The sequence below is a fragment of the Streptomyces sp. NPDC051913 genome (assembly GCF_044593635.1).
In the GTDB taxonomy this organism is placed as follows: domain Bacteria; phylum Actinomycetota; class Actinomycetes; order Streptomycetales; family Streptomycetaceae; genus Streptomyces.
The window spans coordinates 40,199-59,770 of sequence record NZ_JBIUCI010000001.1; the positions used below are offsets into that span (position 1 = coordinate 40,199).

Here is a 19,572-nt window from a genome sequence, read left to right on the forward strand (position 1 = left end):
GTTGTGCGTCCCGTCGTCGACACCGACGGTATCGGTGAGGGGCCTCCGTAACCACGGTGCCGCGGAGGCGGACAGAACGGAATCTGACCGGAATCGGGCCGGAAATCGCCGCAACCTTCACGCACCCCCCGTAGCCGATATGGCCGATTCCGCCCCGGTAGGCGTCCTTGTGGTGACTTCACACCCCACGAGAGGCTGCAAGTGGCGTACCGGTCACCCGCCGGTGACTCCTGGCGCACCACGACCGCCGTACGCCGAGTCGAGGAGGGGAACTCACACCATGGCACGGACGCGAACCCGACGTCTGCGCCGGGCGGGGGTCTTGACCGCGGTGACCTGTGCCGCCGCGTTTTCGGCCAGCACCCTGCCCGCGCACGCCGCACCCCAGGGGCGGATACTCGGCGCCGGAGCCCCCGGCTCCGTCGGCGGAAGTTACCTGGTGACACTCAAGGGGGATACGCAGGCTCCGTCATCGGCGGGACAGAGCATCGCCGAGAAGTACGGGGCGAGAATCAGCCACACCTACGGCACGGTCCTCAACGGCTACGCGATCAGGGCCGACGAGAGACAGGCGAGGCTCCTCGCGGCGGACTCCCGGGTCGCCTCGGTCGTCCAGGACACCCGGGTGACCCTCGACCGCACCCAGCCGAACCCGCCGTCCTGGGGCATCGACCGCGTCGACCAACGGGATCTGCCGCTGGACAAGAGCTACACCTGGCCGAATTCCGCGGGCTCCGGCGTCACGGTGTACATCATCGACACCGGCATCCGCATCTCGCACAAGGACTTCGGCGGACGGGCCGGTTACGGCTGGGACTTCGTCGGCGACGACAAGTACGCCGGTGACGGCAACGGCCACGGCACGCATGTCGCCGGTACCGTCCGGGCACCAAGTACGGCATCGCCAAGCAGGCCAAGGTCGTCGCCGTCCGCGTCCTCGACAACGCCGGATCCGGTACGACGGCCCAGGTCATCGCCGGCATCGACTGGGTCACCGAACACGCCAGGAAGCCCGCCGTCGCCAACCTCAGCCTCGGCGGCAACCACAACGCCCAACTCGACGCCGCCGTACGCAACTCGATCAAGTCCGGCGTCACCTACGCGGTCGCGGCGGGCAACGACGGGCTGCCGGCCGGCCTCTACTCCCCCGCGGACGTGAAGGAGGCGATCACGGTCGGCGCGACCGACTCCACGGACACCCGGGCGAGCTTCTCCAACTACGGCTCCGCCCTTGACCTGTTCGCCCCGGGCGTCGCGATCACGTCATCTTCCCACAGGGGCGACAGCGCCAAGGCGACCTACTCGGGTACGTCGATGGCGACCCCGCACGCCGCGGGCGCCGCCGCGCTCTATCTGGCCGGCCACCCGAAGGCCACGCCCGCTCAGGTGTCGAAGGCGCTGGTCACGCTGGCGGCGTCCGGCGAGATCTCCGGACGCGGGCCGGGTTCACCGGACAGACTCCTACAGGTTCCGGGCCCGTAGCACTCGTGCGCGAGGCTGCGGGCACGCTCTGCGAACACCGGCCCCGTTCGTTTCGGACGGGGCCGGTCTTGTGTGTAGACATACGCGTGAGTAGTTAACAAAGTGCCGGATTGCCCACCCGAATAGGGTGGGAAGGCTCCTCCGGTACACCCCCAGCCACATCACGGGACCACACGGCACCACTCGGGATCACCACGCAGGACCCACCTCCCCACAGCCATCCGCCCACCCCCAGTTGACGCGGACAGGAGCGGTCATGCCCGCCACGCACCACTCGTCAGCACCCCCGACGTCCAGCACCCGGCCCGCCGTCACCGGGCCACCGTCCCCACCGGAGCCACCCTCCACGGACGGCACCCCTGACATCGGCCGGGCCTCCGGCGCCTCCGGCATCGGACGGATACCCGTCCTGGACGTCCGCCCGGTCGTCCAGCAAGGACGCCGGCCCGCCAAGGCGGTCACCGGCGAGACCTTCCAGGTCACCGCGACCGTGTTCCGTGAGGGCCATGACGCGGTCGCCGCCAACGTCGTCCTCACCGATCCCGAGGGCCGCCCCGGCCCCTGGACGCCGATGCGTGAACTCGCCCCCGGCACCGACCGCTGGGGCGCGGAGGTCACCCCCGGGACCGTGGGCCACTGGACCTTCCACGTGGAGGCGTGGGGCGATCCGATCAGCACCTGGCGCCACCACGCCGGCATCAAGATCCCCGCCGGCATGGACACCGAGCTGGTCCTGGAGGAGGGCGCGCGCCTGTACGAGCGGGCCGCCGAAGGCGCTCCCAAGGGACAGCGCAAGATCCTCCGGGCCGCCGTGAACGCCCTCAGGGACGAATCACGCCCGGCCACGGCCCGGTTGGCGGCGGCGTTGACGCCGGAGGTGGACGCGGTGCTGGCCGCGCACCCGCTGCGGGAGTTCGTCACCGCCTCCGAGCCACTGCCCCTGCTGGTGGAGCGGGAACGGGCCCTGTACGGCTCCTGGTACGAGTTCTTCCCCCGCTCCGAGGGCACCCCCGAACGCCCCCACGGCACCTTCCGCACCGCCGCCCGCAGGCTCCCCGCGATCGCCGCCATGGGCTTCGACGTCGTCTACCTCCCCCCGATCCACCCCATCGGCACGACCTTCCGCAAAGGCCCGGACAACACCCTGTCGGCCGGCCCCCAGGACGTCGGCGTGCCCTGGGCGATCGGGTCCCCGGAGGGCGGACACGACGCCGTCCACCCGGACCTGGGCACCCTCGAGGACTTCGACCACTTCGTGAGCGAAGCCCGCAGGCACGATCTCGAAATCGCCCTCGACTTCGCGTTGCAGTGTTCCCCGGACCACCCCTGGGTCCACAAACACCCCGAGTGGTTCCACCACCGCCCCGACGGCACCATCGCCTACGCCGAGAACCCGCCCAAGAAGTACCAGGACATCTACCCCATCGCCTTCGACGCCGACCTCGACGGCCTGGTCGCCGAGACCCTGCGCATCCTGCGGCACTGGATGGACCACGGCGTACGGATCTTCCGCGTCGACAACCCGCACACCAAACCGGTCCTCTTCTGGCAGAGGGTGATCGCGGACATCAACACCACCGACCCCGACGTCATCTTCCTCGCCGAGGCCTTCACCCGGCCCGCCATGATGCACACCCTGGGGCAGATCGGCTTCCAGCAGTCCTACACGTACTTCACCTGGCGCAACACCAAAGAGGAACTCACCGAGTACCTCACCGAACTCTCCGGCGAGGCCGCCGCCTCCATGCGGCCCAACTTCTTCGCCAACACCCCCGACATCCTGCACGCCTACCTCCAGCACGGCGGACGCCCCGCCTTCGAGGTCCGCGCCGTCCTGGCCGCCACCCTCTCCCCCACCTGGGGCATCTACAGCGGCTACGAACTCTGCGAGAACACCCCCCTCAGGGACGGCAGCGAGGAATACCTCCACTCCGAGAAATACCAACTCCGCCCCCGCGACTGGGAATCGGAGAAGGACAACATCACCCCCCTGATCACCCGCCTCAACAAGATCAGGCGGGCGAGCCCCGCCCTCCGGCAACTGCGCGATCTCCACTTCCATCACGCGGACAAGGAAGAGGTGATCGTCTACTCGAAGCAGAGCGGTTCGAACACGGTTCTGGTGGTGGCCAACCTCGACCCCCACCACACCCAGGAGGCCACGGTCTCGTTGGACATGCCGCAACTCGGCCTGGAATGGCACGAGTCGGTGCCGGTGCGCGACGAGCTCACCGGCGAGACCTATCACTGGGGCAGGGCGAACTACGTGCGTCTCGAACCGGGTACTCGTCCCGCGCACATCCTGACCGTCCTGCGACCGTCCACCCCGCAGATCGGAGGGTCACCCACAACATGATCGTCAACGAGCCCGTCCCGGACACCTTCGAGGACACCCCGGCCAAGGACCGGGACCCCGACTGGTTCAAGCGCGCCGTCTTCTACGAGGTGCTCGTCCGCTCCTTCCAGGACAGCAACGGCGACGGCGTCGGCGACCTCAAGGGCCTCACCGCCAAACTCGATTACCTGCAATGGCTGGGCGTCGACTGCCTGTGGCTGCCGCCCTTCTTCAAGTCGCCGTTGCGCGACGGTGGTTACGACGTCTCCGACTACACCGCCGTCCTGCCCGAGTTCGGTGACCTCGCCGACTTCGTCGAGTTCGTCGACGCCGCCCACCAGCGCGGCATGCGCGTCATCATCGACTTCGTCATGAACCACACCAGCGACCAGCATCCGTGGTTCCAGGAGTCGAGGAAGGACCCCGACGGCCCCTACGGCGACTACTACGTCTGGGCCGACGACGACAAGCAGTTCCAGGACGCGCGGATCATCTTCGTCGACACCGAGGCGTCCAACTGGACCTTCGACCCGGTCCGCAAGCAGTACTACTGGCACCGCTTCTTCTCCCACCAGCCGGACCTCAACTACGAGAACCCGGCGGTCCAGGAGGAGATGGTCTCCGCCCTGCGTTTCTGGCTGGACCTGGGCATCGACGGCTTCCGGCTCGACGCGGTGCCGTACCTGTACCAGCAGGAGGGCACCAACTGCGAAAACCTTCCGGCAACCCATGAGTTCCTCAAGCGGGTCCGCAAGGAGATCGACGCGCACTACCCGGACACGGTGCTGCTGGCGGAGGCGAACCAGTGGCCCGAGGACGTCGTCGACTACTTCGGCGACTACCAGTCCGGCGGCGACGAATGCCACATGGCCTTCCACTTCCCCGTCATGCCCCGCATCTTCATGGCGGTACGCAGGGAGTCCCGCTACCCGGTCTCGGAGATCCTCGCCAAGACCCCGGCCATCCCCTCCAGTTGCCAGTGGGGCATCTTCCTGCGCAACCACGACGAGCTGACGCTGGAGATGGTCACCGACGAGGAACGCGACTACATGTGGGCCGAATACGCGAAAGACCCGCGTATGCGCGCCAACATCGGCATCAGGCGAAGGCTCGCCCCGCTCCTCGACAACGACCGCAACCAGATCGAGCTCTTCACCGCGCTCCTGCTGTCCCTGCCCGGCTCGCCGATCCTCTACTACGGCGACGAGATCGGCATGGGCGACAACATCTGGCTCGGCGACCGCGACGCCGTCCGCACTCCGATGCAGTGGACCCCGGACCGTAACGCAGGCTTTTCCTCCTGTGACCCCGGGCGGCTCTATCTGCCGACCATCATGGATCCGGTCCACGGCTACCAGGTCACCAACGTCGAGGCGTCGATGGCGTCGCCCTCCTCGCTGCTGCACTGGACCCGCCGCATGATCGAGATCCGCAAGCAGAACCCGGCGTTCGGCCTCGGCTCCTACACCGAGCTCCAATCGTCGAACCCGGCGGTGCTCGCCTTCCTGCGGGAGTACGAGGACGACCTGGTCCTGTGCGTGCACAACTTCTCCCGCTTCGCACAGCCCACGGAGCTGGACCTGAGCACCTTCAACGGACGGCACCCGGTGGAGCTGTTCGGCGGGGTGCGGTTCCCGGCCATCGGTGAGCTGCCCTACTTGCTGACGCTGGCAGGGCACGGTTTCTACTGGTTCCGGCTCCGCAAGGACGCCGCCTGAGAGACCCGGCGGGGCGGCGGATTCCCGGTTTCTCCCGCCCCGCCCTGGGCACGCATCAGTAACACCCCGACCACCCGGGGAAAGGACGCGACGCCATGTCGGAAGCCGTCATCCGTACTGCCACGACACATCCGGGCCTGCTTGCGTCACTTGATCCGCTGCTGCGGGAATGGCTGCCGCGGCAGCGCTGGTTCGCCGGCAAGGGCCGTCCGATCACTGGTTTCACGCTGGTCGCGGCGACCGAACTGCTGCCCGCCGACCGCAAGCTGGGCCTGTACCACCTGCTCGTCCAGGCCCATCAGCCGGCCGCGCCCTGGGACTGCTACCAGCTCCTCATAGGCGTGCGCGAGGCGCTGCCACCCCATCTCGCGCCCGCGCTGATCGGCCATGTGGAAGAGGGCCCCCTCGCCGGACGTACGGTGTACGAGGCCCTGTACGACCCCCGGCCCGCCGAGGTGCTCCTGGAGGCGCTGCGCTCCCGGACCCGCATCGGCGGGCTCCGTTGTGAACGGGACCCCGGCCAGGAGATCCGGTCGGGTCTGGTGCCCCGCGTGATGACCGCCGAGCAGTCGAACACGTCGGTCGTCTACGGAGATACGTTCATCCTCAAGCTGCTCCGCCGGGTCGTGCCGGGCGTCAACCCCGACCTGGAGCTGCCGCTGGCGCTGGCCCGCGAGGGCTGCCCCCGGGTACCGGCACCGACGGCGTGGATGAGCGCCGAACTGGACGGGGAGTCGTACGTCCTCGGCGTGCTGCAACCTTTCGTCAAGGGCGCGGCGGACGGCTGGGAGCTGGCGCTGCGCGAGCTGGCCAAGGGTGAGGACTTCAGCGCGGAGGCGCGGGCGCTGGGGCGGGCCACCGCCGAGGTGCACACCGCGCTCGCCGGCGCCCTGCCCTCGGTGACGCTCGGCGCCGCGCAACTGCGCCTCCTGGTCGACGGCATGATCGAGCGTCTCGACGCGGCCGTCCAGGCGGTGCCCGCGCTCACGTCGTACGGCCCGGGGCTGCACTCGGCGTTCAGCGCGCTGGCCGACCTGGCCGCGGAGGGCCGTACCTGGACCGCGCAGCGCGTCCACGGCGATCTGCATCTCGGCCAGTGTCTGCGCTCGCCCGACGGACAGTGGTCGCTGATCGACTTCGAGGGCGAGCCGTCCAAGCCGCTGGCCGAGCGGCGGATGCCGCAACCGCCCGCCCGGGACGTGGCCGGCATGCTCCGCTCCTTCGACTACGCGGCGCTCTCCGCCGACCCGCCGGCGCCGGGCTGGGCCCACGCCTGCCGGGCCGCGTACTGCTCCGGATACGCCGAGGTCAGCGGCGCGGACCCGCGGACCGACCCGGTCCTGCTGCGCGCGTACGAGACGGACAAGGCGATCTACGAGGTCGTCTACGAGGCCAGGCACCGCCCGGACTGGCTGCCGGTGCCGCTGGCGGCGATCGAGCGGTACGCCACATCCGACCTGTTCTGACTTCACGCTCGCCGAGGAGGCTCCCCCGTGACTCCGCCCACGCCCAGCGGATCGGACCCGAAGAAGAAAGCGACAGCGAAGAAGGCGGCCGCGAAGAAGGCAACAGCCAAGGAGGCAATGGCCAAGAAAGCCACGGCCAAGAAGGCGACGGCCGGCAAAGCCACTGCCAAGAAGGCGACAGCCAAGAAGGCAGCGGCTGAGAAACCCACCGCGAAAGCGAAGAAGACCGTCGCCCCGAGGCCCGCCCCCCTGCCGGAGGCCCCTGTCTCCCCCGCCGTCGGCGCGCACGACCGCGACCGTCTCCTCTCCGCCACCCACCACGACCCGCACTCCGTCCTCGGCGCCCACCCGGTACCCGGCGGCACGGCCTTCCGCGCCTTCAGGCCGTACGCCCTCTCCGTCACCGTCCTCGCCGACAACCTGCGCGCCGAGCTGCACGACGACGGGGACGGGTTCTTCAGCGGTCTCCTCCCGCTCGGGGAGGCTCCGGCGTACCGGCTGCTGGTGACGTACGAGGGATCGGTACAGGAGATCGAGGACGCGTACGGCTTCCTGCCCGCCCTCGGCGAACTGGACCTGCATCTGATCGGCGAGGGGCGGCACGAGGAACTGTGGCGGGCACTGGGCGCCGAGCCCATGACCCACCAGGGCGTGACCGGCACCCGCTTCACGGTGTGGGCGCCGAACGCCCGCGGCGTCAGCCTGGCCGGCACCTTCAACTTCTGGGACGGCACGGGCCATCCGATGCGCTCACTGGGCGGCTCCGGCGTCTGGGAGCTGTTCGTGCCCGGCATCGGCGAGGGCGAGCTGTACAAGTTCGCGATCACGCGTCCGGACGGTTCGCGGACCCTGCGGGCCGACCCACTGGCCCGCCGCACCCAGGTCCCGCCCGAGACGTCGTCCATCGTGCACGCCTCGCACCATGTGTGGCAGGACGCGGCCTGGCTGGAGTCCCGGGCGGCCGTCCCGGCGCACGAGGCGCCGTTGTCGGTGTACGAGGTCCATCTCGCCTCCTGGCGACCCGGTCTGACCTATCGTCAGCTCGCCGAGCAGCTCCCGGCGTACGTCAAGGACCTCGGCTTCACCCACGTCGAGCTGATGCCGGTCGCCGAGCATCCCTTCGGCGGTTCCTGGGGCTACCAGGTCACCGGGTTCTACGCCCCGACCGCCCGCCTCGGCACCCCCGACGACTTCAGGTTCCTCGTCGACGCCCTGCACCAGGCCGGGATCGGTGTGCTGATGGACTGGGTCCCGGCCCACTTCCCGCGCGACGACTGGGCGTTGGCCGAGTTCGACGGCCGGCCGCTGTACGAGCACGCGGACCCGCTCCGTGCCGCCCACCCCGACTGGGGCACCCTGGAGTTCGACTTCGGTCGCCGTGAGGTGCGCAACTTCCTGGTCGCCAACGCCCTTTACTGGTGCGAGGAGTTCCATATCGACGGGCTGCGGGTGGACGCGGTGGCGTCCATGCTCTACCTGGACTACTCGCGCGAGCCGGGCCAGTGGCTGCCCAACGAGCACGGCGGCCGGGAGAACCTGGACGCGGTGGCGTTCCTCCAGGAGATGAACGCGACCGTGTACCGGCGGGCCCCGGGCGTGGTCACCATCGCCGAGGAGTCCACGGCCTGGGACGGTGTCACCAGGGCCACCCACCACATCGGTCCGGGCGGCTTCGGCGGCCTCGGTTTCGGCCTGAAGTGGAACATGGGCTGGATGCACGACTCGCTCGGCTACGTCCAGCACGAGCCGGTGCACCGCAAGTACCACCACCACGAGATGACGTTCTCGATGGTCTACGCGTACAGCGAAAACTACGTGCTGCCGATCTCCCACGACGAGGTGGTGCACGGCAAGCGTTCCCTGGTGTCGAAGATGCCGGGCGACTGGTGGCAGCAGCGCGCCACCCACCGTGCCTACCTCGGCTTCATGTGGGCCCACCCCGGCAAGCAACTCCTCTTCATGGGGCAGGAGTTCGCCCAGGGCGCCGAGTGGTCCGAGGCGCACGGGCCGGACTGGTGGCTCCTCGACCCGGCGTACGGCGCCGAACCCGACCATCGCGGCGTCCGTGACCTGGTCCGCGACCTCAACGTCGGCTACCGGCACACCCCGGCGCTGTGGCAGTGCGACACCACTCCCGACGGTTTCCAGTGGGTCGTCGGGGACGCGGCCGACGACAACGTCTTCGCCTTCCTGCGCTACGACGCCGAGGGCACACCCCTGCTCGCGGTCTCCAACTTCGCCCCCGTCGTCCGCCACGACTACCGCCTCGGCGTCCCCGACGACATCCCCGCCTGGCACGAGGCCCTCAACACCGACCTCGCCAGGTACGGCGGCAGCGACGTCACCAACACGGACGCCGTGAAACCGGAGGCCACCCCGTGGCACGGCCGCCCGGCCAGCGTCCAACTGACGCTTCCGCCCCTGGCAACGGTCTGGCTACGGCCCGCGTAGCCGGCCGAGCCGCTCGGTAGAGTCGCCCGGTCGGGGTCATTCACGGGGAAATCGGGGGCGGCACGTGCGGTCCGGAGACAGACGCGGGGCGGTCCTGGCCGCCCTGCTCAGCACACTCGCCGTCCTGCTCCTCGGCGCGTGCGGGACTCAGGTGGCCGGTCAGGACGGACCCACCCCGTCGGCCACCGCACTCCCGTGGACCCTGTCCGCGCCGATCGGGGTCACCGGTGCGACCCTCAGCTCCGACCAGCGCACGGTGACCCTCGCCGCGACGGTGCCCAGCGGCCCGAAGCCGTGCGTGCGCAACCTCAAAGCCGTCCTCACCGAGCCCGTGCGGAACACCGTGCACGTCCAGGTCACCTACGACTCACCGGCGGGCGACCGGGCCTCCGGCTGCACGAAGACGACCACGGCCAGGGCCCGGGTCAAGCTCACCGCACCACTGGGCAGGCACGAACTGGTGGTCGGCTACCCCGGCACCGTCTTCACCACCGACGGCGCCACCCCGCCCGCCCTGCGCCTCTGCGGCGACCTGGGCTGCACGCCCCCGGCCACCGGCTGCACCACCGGCTCCTACGAGCAGGCGGTGTACGCGGTCGACGCGCCCGCGCACACCTACCGCGACGCGGAACACTGCGACGGCAAGTGGCTGGTCCTGGACCTCTCCTGGCGCACCGGCCCGGTCTGCGGCGACCCGGCGGACAGCGCCTGCACCTCCCGGCTGGGCGACCGCTGGTTCTACAAGGCCGAGGAGTCGGGCTGGAAGCCGTTCTTCCGGACGACGGAAGGGGGCTGCCAGGCGGTTCAGGACCGGGAGCCGGACTTCCCGACCGCCCTGTGCGCATCCCTGGAGCCCCTGGCCCCGTCGCTGCACCCGACCTACTCCCCCTCACCCACGGCGAGCCCGTCCTCCTGAACCGCCAGCGCCTTCGGCAGCCGCCCGGTGTGCAGCACGCCCAGTCGCTGCGTGGCCCGAGTGAGCGCCACATACAGATCACTGGTCCCGTACAGCCCCGGTTCGACCACCAGCACCGAGTCGAACTCCAGGCCCTTCGACTGGCGCGGTTCGAGGAGTACGACGGTCCGGGTGAGGTCGGGCTCGGCGCCCGCCGTGACCCCGTCCAGCCGGGCCGCCAGCCTGCGGTGCAGATGGCGCGGGGCGATGACCGCGAGCCGGCCCTCCGCGGGGGTCAGCTCCTCGACCGCCTTGGCGACGGCGCCGGGCAGGTCGTCGGTGGCGCGGACCCAGGGCCGTACACCCGTGGAACGGACCGAACTCGGCGGTTCGAAGTCCGGGTTCTCGGCCCGTACGACGGCCGCCGCGAGGTCCATGATCTCGGCGGGGGTGCGGTAGTTGACGCCCAGCCGGGTGTGCTCCCAGCGGTCCGCGACGTACGGCTCCAGGATGTCCGACCAGGAGCCGACACCGGCCGCCTCCGCCGTCTGGGCCGGGTCGCCGACCAGGGTCATCGAGCGGGTCGGGCTGCGCCGCATGAGCAACCGCCAGGCCATCGGCGACAGTTCCTGCGCCTCGTCGACGATGATGTGCCCGAAGGCCCAGGTCCGGTCGGCCGCCGCGCGCTCGGCGGCGCTGCGGTGGTCGTCCTCCTCCTGCCGCTCGGCGAACCGTTCGGCGTCGATGATGTCGTGCGCCGACAGCACCTCGGAGTCCTCGTCGTCGATGTCCTCGAACTCATAGGTACGGGAGGCGTACGACACGTCGAGGACGCCCTGCGCATACGCCACTTGCGTCTCCCGCTCCTGCTCGGCGCGGGCCCGCGCCACCCGCTCGTCCACGCCGAGGAGTTCGGCGGCCTCGTCGAGCAGCGGCACGTCCGCGACCGTCCAGCTCCGGGTCACCGGACGGCGGATCGCGGCCGCGTCCTCGTCGGGGAGATGGCCCACGGGATCGGCGAGGAAGTCCGCGACCAGCCGCTGCGGGGTGAGCCGGGGCCACAACTGGTCGATGGCGGCCCATACTTCGGGGTTCTCGGCGAGCTCGTCACGGATCTGGGTGACGTCGGCCGGGTCGAGGAGGCTGCTGCCGTCGTACGGGTCGGTGCCGACCCGCTCGGCGTACAGCTCGGTGAGGGTGTTGAGGATGTGGCCCTCGAAGTGCTCACGCGCCACGTTGTGCGGCAGCCGCGCGTCCCGGGTCTTCTCCCGGGCCACCTTCACCAGCCCGTCGTCGAGCATCAGCACCTCCCGGTCGTGCTCGATCGCGATCACCGGGTCGGGCAGCGCCTGCCAGTCGCGTACGGCGTCGGCGAGGACGTCCGCCATGTCGGCGCGCCCCTTCACCGCCGCCGCGGCCCGGGTGTCGGCGGCCGTCGCCCTCACCCCGGGGAACAGCTCCCCGACCGTCGCGAGCAGCACGCCCGTCTCACCGAGCGAGGGCAGCACCTCGCCGATGTAGCCGAGGAACGCGGGGTTGGGGCCGACGATCAGCACGGCGCGCTTGGCGAGCAACTCCCGATGTTCGTAGAGCAGATAGGCGGCGCGATGCAGGGCGACGGCCGTCTTGCCGGTGCCCGGGCCGCCCTCGACGACCAGTACCCCGCGGTGCGGGGCGCGGATGATCTCGTCCTGCTCGGCCTGGATGGTCTGGACGATGTCGTGCATCCGGCCGGTACGCGCGGCGTCCAGCGCGGCCAGCAGCACGGCGTCGCCGGTCGGGTCCTCGTGCCCGGTGCGCTCCTGGTCGCCGAGGTCGAGGATCTCGTCGTGCAGGGCGGTGACCGTACGGCCCTCGGTGGTGAGATGGCGTCGGCGCCTGAGCCCCATCGGGGTGTGGCCGGTGGCCAGATAGAAGGGCCGGGCGACCTCCGCGCGCCAGTCGATCAGGACGGGGGTGCGTTCGGCGTCGTCCGTGCGCAGTCCGATACGGCCGATGTGGTGGCTGGTCCCGGACGTCAGGTCGATCCGGCCGAAGCACAGCGAGCCGTCGACCGCGTTGAGCGCGGCGAGCAGCCCGGAGCGCTCGGCGACCAGGATGTCCCGCTCCAGCCGGGCCTGCATGGGCGTGTTGCCCTGGCCGAGGGCGTCGGTGACTCCGACCTCGGTGTCCGCGCGCAGGGCGTCCACGCGCGCGTACAGGGTGTCGATGAATTCCTGCTCACCGCGAATTTCATCGCTGTTTGACAATTCCACTCCCGCGCCGATATACTGTGCCTACTGAACTTCTTCGCGACTCAATTCCCGTAAAGTCGCGAACCATTGAGTGTAAGCAAAAGAATCCCCCCGGCGCAATTGCCGGGGGGATTCTTTCGTTGTGGCGGAATCAGATCACGTCGGCGATCTCCTCAAGCAGCCGCCGCTTCGGCCGGGCCCCCACCATGGACTTCACCGGCTCACCGCCGCGGAAGACCATGAACGTGGGCATCGAGAGAACCTTGTAGGCGTTCGTGGTCAGTGGATTGTGGTCCACGTTCAGCTGCACCACTTTGAGCCGGTCCGCCTCCTCGGCGGCGAGCGCGCGCAGCACCGGTCCCATCTGCCGGCACGGCGGGCACCAGTCCGCCGTGAACTCCACCAGCACCGGCAGCTCGGCCCCGATCACCTCGTCCGCGAAGTCCGCGTCCGTCACATCCATCACAGCTCCTGCCCTCCCAGTTCGCACAGGGGCGGCTCGCCCCCGGCCGTGGCCAGCCGCACGCCGATCTGCGCCCGTACCGCCTGGAGCTCGCCGATCAGCTCGTCCAGCTCCGCCAGCTTGCGGCGGTAGACGTCGATCGAGGCGGGACAGGTGTCCCCCTCGGGGTGACCGGCCTGAAGGCACTCCACGAAGGGCCGTGTCTCCTCCAGGTCGAACCCGAAGTCCTGGAGCGTCCGGATCTGCCGCAGCAGCCGCAGATCGCTCTCGTCGTAGGTCCGGTATCCGTTGCCGCCCCGCCGGGCGGGCAGCAGCCCGCGTGACTCGTAGTACCGCAGCGTCCGGGTTGTGGTCCCGGCCCGTGCGGCCAGCTCGCCGATGCGCATGTCCACGAACGTAGTCCTTTACGCCGACGTCAAGGCAACAGTGGCTTCCGCTCCACCGGGGAGGTCAGCACGATCGAGGTCGTGGTGCGGCCGAGGGCGGAGACCCCTTCGAGCACCTCCTCCAGATGGACGGTGTCCCGGACGGCGACCTTGAGGATCCAGCAGTCCTCACCGACCGCGTGGTGCACCTCGATGATCTCCGGGCGCTCGATCAGTTCCAGGGTCCTCGGGTGCTTGAGGTTGTAGCCGCCGTGCGGGTTGACCCGGATGAAGGCCTGGATGCCGTACCCGAGCCGGCTCGGCACCACATGGGCGCCGTACCCGCTGATCACGCCCGCCGCCTCCAGTCGCCGCACCCGCTCGGTGACGGCCGCGGGACTCAGCCGGACCCGGCGGCCCAGCTCGCTCAGCTTGATCCGGCCGTCGGTCTGGAGCAGCTGGAGGATCTCCCGGTCCAGCGCGTCGAAGCCCGCCGAGGTTTCACTGGCAGCGGGGCGTAGATGCCGAGGTTCTTTCGGTGCCGCGGCCTGAACTCCCATGGTTCCCCCTTCAGGACGTGGGTGTACGCCGGGAGAATTATGGTCATGGAAAAGGCACGAGAGGTACTGGTCATCGGCGGCAGCCGCTATTTCGGCAAGCGGCTGATATCGCGGCTGCTGGCCGCCGGGGACCGGGTGACGGTCCTCAACCGCGGCTCGTCGGCGCCGCCGCCCGGTGCGGTGCATCTCGTGGCCGACCGCGACGACGAGAGATCCCTTCTGGAGGCGCTCGGTTCGCGCACGTTCGACGTCGTGGTCGACCAGGTCTGCTACACCCCGCGCCAGGCGGCGCTCGCCCGCCGGGTGTTCACGGGCCGCACCGGCCGCTATGTGATGACGTCGACGGTCGAGGTGTACGAGTACGAGGACTCGCTCGCGCCCGTACGGGAGGACGCCGTCGATCCGTCGACGGTCGCCGTCGACCTCGAACTCCCCTGGGACGAGCCGGAGTTCCTGGACGCCCACTACGGCGAGGGCAAGCGGCAGGCGGAGGCGGTGTTCGCGGCCGCACCCGACTTCCCGTACGTGGCCGTGCGCGTGGCCCATGTGCTGGGCGGCGCCGACGACTTCACGGGACGCCTCGATCACTACGCCGCCCGGATCAGGACCCGCGAGCCGATCGCGGTGCCCTTCTCCAACCAGCCCGCCACCTACATCCACGTCGAGGAGATCGCCGACTTCCTGGCCTGGACGGTGGGCGAGGACTTCACGGGCCCCGTCAACGCGGCCTCCCACGGCCTGTTGACCACCGTGGACCTGTGCGAGGCGGTCGTCGCACGCATTCCTGAGGGCAAGGTCGTGCTCCAGCTCGTCGAGGTCGGCGAGGTCTCGCCGTTCTCCTTCTTCCGCTCCTACGGCATGGACAACTCCCGTGCCGCACGCCTCGGTTTCGTCTTCCGCGCCGCACCGGCGTGGCTGTCGGCGGCGGTGGCGGAGACCCTCGGAGAGGACGGCGACTGACATGCGGTACCGCACACTCGGGGAGCTGAAGGTGAGTGCCGTGGGGCTCGGCGCGATGCCGCTGTCCATCGAGGGCCGGCCGGACGAGGAGCGCGCCCTGGCGACCGTGCGGGCGGCGCTGGACGCCGGGGTGACCCTCTTCGACACGGCGGACTCCTACCACCTGCCCGGCGCCGAACCCGGCCACAACGAACGGCTCGTGGCCCGCGCCCTGGCCGGCGCCGACGTCCTGATCGCCACGAAGGGCGGCCGGGGCCGCCCGGCCGACGGCAGCTGGACGGTGAACGGCGACCCGCGCCACCTCAAGCGCGCCGCCGAGGGCTCCCTGAAGCGGCTCGGCGTCGAGGCCATCGGCCTCTACCAGCTCCACAAGCCCGATCCCGCCGTCCCCTTCGAGGAGTCGGTCGGCGCGCTGCGCGAACTGCTCGACGAGGGCAAGATCCGGCTGGCCGGCGTCTCCAACACCGACGTCGACCAGATCCGGGCGGCACACGGCATCCTGGGCGACCGTCTGGTGTCGGTCCAGAACCGCTACTCGCCCGAGGTCCGGGACAGTGAGGCCGAGTTGCGGCTCTGCGCGGAGCTGGGCCTCGCCTTCCTGCCGTGGAGCCCGCTGGGCGGCCTCTCCCGCAGCTCGCTGGACGGCCCGTCGGGCCTGACGGGTTCCGTCCGGTTCGCCGCCTTCCACGAGACGGCGGCCGAACGCGGGGTCAGCCCGCAGCAGGTGGGCCTGGCCTGGCTGCTGGCGAAGTCACCGTTGGTGATCCCGATCCCCGGGGCCAGCCGCCCGGAAACGATCCGGAACTCGGCGGGGGCGGCGGAACTGGTGCTGAGCGGGCCGGAGCTGGCGCGGCTGGAGCCACTCGGTCAGGGCCTGCCCGGCGGGTCCTAGTCCTCCGTCCACTCCTCGTCCTCGATGTCCCTCGCGCCCCGCACTCCCAGCAGCCTGCGGGTCAGCCGGTCGCGGTCGGACAGCAGCTCGTCGAGGGCCTCGCGGACATCGCCCGCCTCGGTGCGCGCCGACTCCCTCTCGGCGGCGATCAGCACGGAGCGCCGTACGAGCTCCTTGGTGAAGGAGGCGGTCGTGCCCTCGGTGCGGGCCACGACCTCGTCCGTGATCTCCCCGCCCAGGCCGAGCCCACCCCCGTACAGGGCCAGCAGGGCAGCGCGGCCCTCGGCGTCCGGGAGCGGGATCTCTACGGCCAGGTCGACGCGTCCCGGGCGCTGGACGAGGGCGGGTTCCAGCAGGTCGGCGCGGTTGGTGGTCAGGAGGAAGGCGACATCGGCGTCATCGCCCAGGCCGTCCATCTCGTTCAGCACCTGGAAGAGCAGGGGCTGTTCACCGCCGCCGTAGTCGCGGGCCTCGGCGATGAGGTCGCAGTCCTCCAGGACGACGAGGGCGGGCTGGAGCATCCGGGCGAGGGAACAGGCGGGGCCGATGGCCGAGATGCTCTCGCCGGACAGGATCACCACGGTGAACTGCGGCAGGTGGGACAGGAGATACCGGAGGGTGTGGGTCTTGCCGGTGCCGGGCGGACCGTACAGCAGCAGGCCGCGGCGCAGGTGCTGACCGGCCGCGAGGAGCTGATCACGACGTCGGGCCACCCCCACGACCTGGCGCTCCACCCGCTCCAGCAGCCCGGCGGGCAGCACGATGTCGTCGCGGGTCAGACCGGGGCGACGGTGGAAGCGGAACGGACCGAGTCCGTGCCCGAACTCCGAACCCTCGAAGGAGAGGACCTGGCCGCGGAAGACACTGTGCGCGCGCACGAGCACGTCCACCTCGGCGAGCAGCCGGTCCGCGAACTCCTTTTCGGCGGCGAGGACTTCGACCTCGACCTTGTTGCGTCCGTACTCGTCCTGCGGGCCGCGCAGCAGGACGGCGAACCGCTCCTCGCCGTCCGTGCCGAGGTAGAAGCCACAGGAGACGCAGGCCAGTTCGGCGTCCGGGGAGACGGGCAGCTGGGCGTAGTCGACGGCGCCGACGACGAAGCGGTCGTAGCGGTCGGCGGCGTCGATGATGTCGCCGAGGGTGAGTTCGCCGTGGTGCCGGCCGCCGCGCATGCCGATCAGCTCATGGGTGCGACCGTCGGCGGCGAACCAGCGCTCCAGGGCGAGATGGACGTTGGGCAGTTCGAAGGAGGCGTACGCGGCCTTCACCACCGGGCGGTCCGTGGGGGCCGCGCCGAGATGGTCGCGGAGGCGCTTGGCGAGGTCTCGGCCGCCGTCGGGGTCGGCGCTCTTGGGGCGGGCGACGGCCATGAGGAACTCGGAGAACAGCTCGTTGACGCGGTCGATCGACAGAGGTGAGGGTTCCCGGTGCTCGCCGTACCTCGCCTCGTACTCCTTGCTGCTGAGGATCTCCACATCGCCCGGTTCCCCCATGCCCACCTCCGTGTGTCGCGACCGTGCCCGACCGTGCCCGTCGTGGCTCTCCAGCCTGAGCCCTCACACGACGGCGGGTCAAAGCATTTGGGGCAAGTGGTCGCGAAGAGCCCGGAAAGGGACAGGGCGTGTCAGGCGTCACCGGGAAGTCGCGTCACCGGGGAGTCGTGACCCCCGTCCACGGCTCCCCGGTGCGCCCCGCCCACTCGCGGGCCGCCTCCGGGCGACCGGTGAGCAGCAGGAGCAGGGCGGCGATCGGCCCCCGGATCTCGCCCCCGGCCCCGCGCGTCCACTCGATGTCGGTGGCGACGAGCCGCACCCTCGGCAGGGGCCAGGGCCGGGGCGGGAGCCGCATGGTCCAGACGCGCTCGGCGGCGGCGCGGGCGGCCGTCGGTGACACCTCGCGCTCCCGGCCCAGCGCGAGGGCGATGTCCTGGCCGTGGACGAGGAGGTCGAGCAGGGGTTCGTGAGGTGAGGTCATGGGCGCGAGGCGCCGGGAGCCGATGATCGACCTCAGGTGGCCGACGATCACCTCGACAGGGGCCTCGGCCTCACCCACGGCCGTGTCATGGATCATCCGGTTCCAGTTGCCGCGGGCGCGGATCATCTCCCGTACGGCCTGCCCTCGGGTGATGCGCGCCGCGAGGGTCAGATGGGCGGCCACGTCCCGCACCCGCCAGTCCCCGCACCGTGTGGGTGTCTCCCACTCCTCGGCGTCCAGGCTCTCCAGCAGGTCCGCGAGGCTCTCGCGCTCACGGTCGACGACCTGCCACAACTCGTCGGTCTCCAGCATGACACCCATGGGAATCACCCACTCAAGTGGTAAGCTTCTCTGACCAAATTAGTCAGAGCCTCTGACCAATGTCAAGCAGATCAGGACAGACCGAGGGAGCGTCGACGATGGTGACGGAGAGCGAGCTCAACACGGGCGTGCTCCTGTTCCTCCCGTACCGGGCCCTGGAGAACCGTGTCTTCGCCGCGCTCGCCGAGGCCGGTTTCGACGACTTCACCCCCGCCCAGGCCCGGGTCATGCAGCGCATCGGCCCCGACGGCACCCGGCTGACCGAACTGGCCGAACAGGCCCAGATCACCAAGCAGACCGCGGGCTTCCTGGTCGACCAGCTGGAGAAGGCGGGCTATGTGACCCGGCTACCGGACCCGACGGACAAGCGGGCCCGGCTGGTGTGCGGGGCACGGAAGGCACGGGAGGCCAAGGAGGTGGCCGACGGGGTGGTGGCCGAGGTGGAGAGGGAGTGGGAGGAACACCTGGGCAAGCGGCGCATGAAGCAGCTGCGGGAGGCGCTGACGCTGTTGCGGGAGATCACCGATCCTTGGGCCTAGGCCGGCGCTTTCGCGGCCTCCTCGACCTCCAGGAGCGACGCGCTCCGGCGCTCCTCCTCGAAGGCGAGGTGGCCGCCGCGCAGGCCGAACAGGCGCTTGGTCAGGAGGATGTAGAGCACCGCGAGGATGTTCAGCACCAGGGTGCCGATCTTCAACCAGCTGACGTGCTCGGTGAGTTCGTAGATCTCCAGGGGGAGGAAGGCGGCGGTCGCGACGACCGTCAGATACTCCGCCCAGCGCTTGGCGTACCAGAGGCCGACCGCCTCGACCAGCTCGATGAGCGCGTAGGCCAGGAGCAACACCGCCACCAGGAGCAGGGTGTTGTGCCGGTACCCGAAGGTCTTCTGGATGGTGCCGACGACCGGTGAGTGGTCGAGGTCGTAGTGGAAGTGCCGGAAGACGGGGCGGAAGACGTCGAGATACTCGTCGAAGAGCCGACGTACCGCGTCCTGGGAGTTGCTGAACTTCCACACGGCCGCCGCGACCAGCACGATGAACACCCCGCGCACGCCCCGCTCGATCGCGAGGAACCGCAGCACGAACAGATCCCGCAGCACCTTGCCGCGCGGCACGAGGGGTGCCTCGGCGGCCGGACCCGAGCCATGCGGTTCCCCGAGCACGAAGTCACCGCAGCGCAGACAGCGCCAGACCTCGCCGAGCGCGGTCTCGGCACGCAGCCGGATCCGCAGCCGGGGGTCGTCCGGCGCGTAGGTCACATGGCCGCGGCGCGCACACGTCCGCCGGTCCCAGTCGATCGTCATCCCCCGTGCCTTTCCACCAAAAGAGCCTGCCGCGCCTGTAGGGGGCAGGCGCGGCAGGCTAGTGGGGGCGGGTAAGAGTTCGGTGAGGCCACGGCCCTTGTCGGGGTGTGGCCCGGGCGGCTGACCGACGGGGGAGTTGTTCAGCCGCCCGGAGTT

15 protein-coding genes and 1 pseudogene are annotated in these 19,572 nt (G+C 70.3%); 9 read left to right on the forward strand and 7 right to left on the reverse strand.

Going from position 1 to position 19,572, the window contains the following annotated elements; all coding sequences use genetic code 11:
* Positions 1–280: 280 nt before the first annotated feature.
* The 6 genes and pseudogenes from ACIHIX_RS00175 to ACIHIX_RS00200 all read left to right on the forward strand — a co-directional run bounded on the left by ACIHIX_RS00175 (position 281) and on the right by ACIHIX_RS00200 (position 10,368).
* A pseudogene (locus ACIHIX_RS00175) lies at positions 281–1,482 on the forward strand (S8 family peptidase).
* Between the two features lie 256 nt (positions 1,483–1,738).
* Entirely contained in the window at positions 1,739–3,838 is a 2,100-nt protein-coding gene (locus ACIHIX_RS00180) for an alpha-1,4-glucan--maltose-1-phosphate maltosyltransferase (protein WP_399948114.1), read from the forward strand.
* Positions 3,835–5,535 carry a maltose alpha-D-glucosyltransferase gene (gene treS / locus ACIHIX_RS00185; RefSeq protein ID WP_399948116.1) on the forward strand — a complete coding sequence of 567 codons (1,701 nt, stop codon included), beginning with the start codon at positions 3,835–3,837 and terminating at the stop codon, positions 5,533–5,535. The genes ACIHIX_RS00180 and treS overlap by 4 nt, the downstream gene beginning before the upstream one ends.
* 95 nt (positions 5,536–5,630) lie before the next feature.
* Positions 5,631–7,001 carry a maltokinase gene (locus tag ACIHIX_RS00190; RefSeq protein WP_399948118.1) on the forward strand — a complete coding sequence of 457 codons (1,371 nt, stop codon included), beginning with the start codon at positions 5,631–5,633 and terminating at the stop codon, positions 6,999–7,001.
* Between the two features lie 117 nt (positions 7,002–7,118).
* Positions 7,119–9,452 carry a 1,4-alpha-glucan branching enzyme gene (glgB, locus tag ACIHIX_RS00195; protein WP_399949971.1) on the forward strand — a complete coding sequence of 778 codons (2,334 nt, stop codon included), beginning with the start codon at positions 7,119–7,121 and terminating at the stop codon, positions 9,450–9,452.
* Positions 9,453–9,516: 64 nt separating this feature from the next.
* Positions 9,517–10,368, forward strand: coding sequence for a hypothetical protein (locus tag ACIHIX_RS00200; protein WP_399948120.1), 852 nt, complete (start codon positions 9,517–9,519; stop codon positions 10,366–10,368).
* On the opposite strand, the gene ACIHIX_RS00205 is transcribed toward ACIHIX_RS00200, so the two are convergent.
* From ACIHIX_RS00205 to ACIHIX_RS00220, 4 genes are all read right to left on the reverse strand, one after another.
* Positions 10,332–12,578: a HelD family protein gene (locus ACIHIX_RS00205; RefSeq protein ID WP_399949974.1), complete on the reverse strand. Its 2,247-nt coding sequence runs from the start codon at positions 12,576–12,578 to the stop codon at positions 10,332–10,334. The genes ACIHIX_RS00200 and ACIHIX_RS00205 overlap by 37 nt on opposite strands.
* 154 nt (positions 12,579–12,732) lie before the next feature.
* On the reverse strand, positions 12,733–13,047 hold the full coding sequence (locus ACIHIX_RS00210; protein ID WP_399948122.1) for a thioredoxin family protein: 315 nt from the start codon (positions 13,045–13,047) through the stop codon (positions 12,733–12,735).
* Positions 13,044–13,430 carry a MerR family transcriptional regulator gene (locus tag ACIHIX_RS00215; protein ID WP_329344077.1) on the reverse strand — a complete coding sequence of 129 codons (387 nt, stop codon included), beginning with the start codon at positions 13,428–13,430 and terminating at the stop codon, positions 13,044–13,046. The genes ACIHIX_RS00210 and ACIHIX_RS00215 overlap by 4 nt, the downstream gene beginning before the upstream one ends.
* A 29-nt stretch (positions 13,431–13,459) precedes the next feature.
* A complete protein-coding gene (locus ACIHIX_RS00220) occupies positions 13,460–13,969 on the reverse strand; it encodes an Lrp/AsnC family transcriptional regulator (RefSeq protein ID WP_399948124.1) in 510 nt (169 codons plus the stop codon).
* Positions 13,970–14,014: 45 nt separating this feature from the next.
* Here ACIHIX_RS00220 and ACIHIX_RS00225 point away from each other — a divergent pair, with 45 nt between their 5' ends.
* Both ACIHIX_RS00225 and ACIHIX_RS00230 read left to right on the forward strand, forming a co-directional pair.
* Positions 14,015–14,929 carry an NAD-dependent epimerase/dehydratase family protein gene (locus ACIHIX_RS00225; RefSeq protein WP_399948126.1) on the forward strand — a complete coding sequence of 305 codons (915 nt, stop codon included), beginning with the start codon at positions 14,015–14,017 and terminating at the stop codon, positions 14,927–14,929.
* Between the two features lies 1 nt (position 14,930).
* The gene (locus ACIHIX_RS00230) at positions 14,931–15,821 is read left to right on the forward strand and encodes an aldo/keto reductase (protein ID WP_399948128.1); all 891 of its coding nucleotides are present in this window, start codon (positions 14,931–14,933) and stop codon (positions 15,819–15,821) included.
* Here the strand turns inward: ACIHIX_RS00230 and ACIHIX_RS00235 are convergent.
* Positions 15,818–17,314, reverse strand: a complete 1,497-nt coding sequence (locus ACIHIX_RS00235; protein WP_399948130.1) for an AAA family ATPase — start codon at positions 17,312–17,314, stop codon at positions 15,818–15,820. The genes ACIHIX_RS00230 and ACIHIX_RS00235 overlap by 4 nt on opposite strands.
* Before the next feature lie 154 nt (positions 17,315–17,468).
* Positions 17,469–18,107 carry a maleylpyruvate isomerase family mycothiol-dependent enzyme gene (locus ACIHIX_RS00240; protein WP_399948132.1) on the reverse strand — a complete coding sequence of 213 codons (639 nt, stop codon included), beginning with the start codon at positions 18,105–18,107 and terminating at the stop codon, positions 17,469–17,471.
* A gap of 107 nt (positions 18,108–18,214) precedes the next feature.
* Here ACIHIX_RS00240 and ACIHIX_RS00245 point away from each other — a divergent pair, with 107 nt between their 5' ends.
* Positions 18,215–18,655, forward strand: coding sequence for a MarR family winged helix-turn-helix transcriptional regulator (locus ACIHIX_RS00245; RefSeq protein ID WP_399948134.1), 441 nt, complete (start codon positions 18,215–18,217; stop codon positions 18,653–18,655).
* On the opposite strand, the gene ACIHIX_RS00250 is transcribed toward ACIHIX_RS00245, so the two are convergent.
* A complete protein-coding gene (locus tag ACIHIX_RS00250; RefSeq protein ID WP_399948136.1) occupies positions 18,652–19,416 on the reverse strand; it encodes a DUF2127 domain-containing protein in 765 nt (254 codons plus the stop codon). The genes ACIHIX_RS00245 and ACIHIX_RS00250 overlap by 4 nt on opposite strands.
* Between the last annotated feature and the right edge of the window lie 156 nt (positions 19,417–19,572).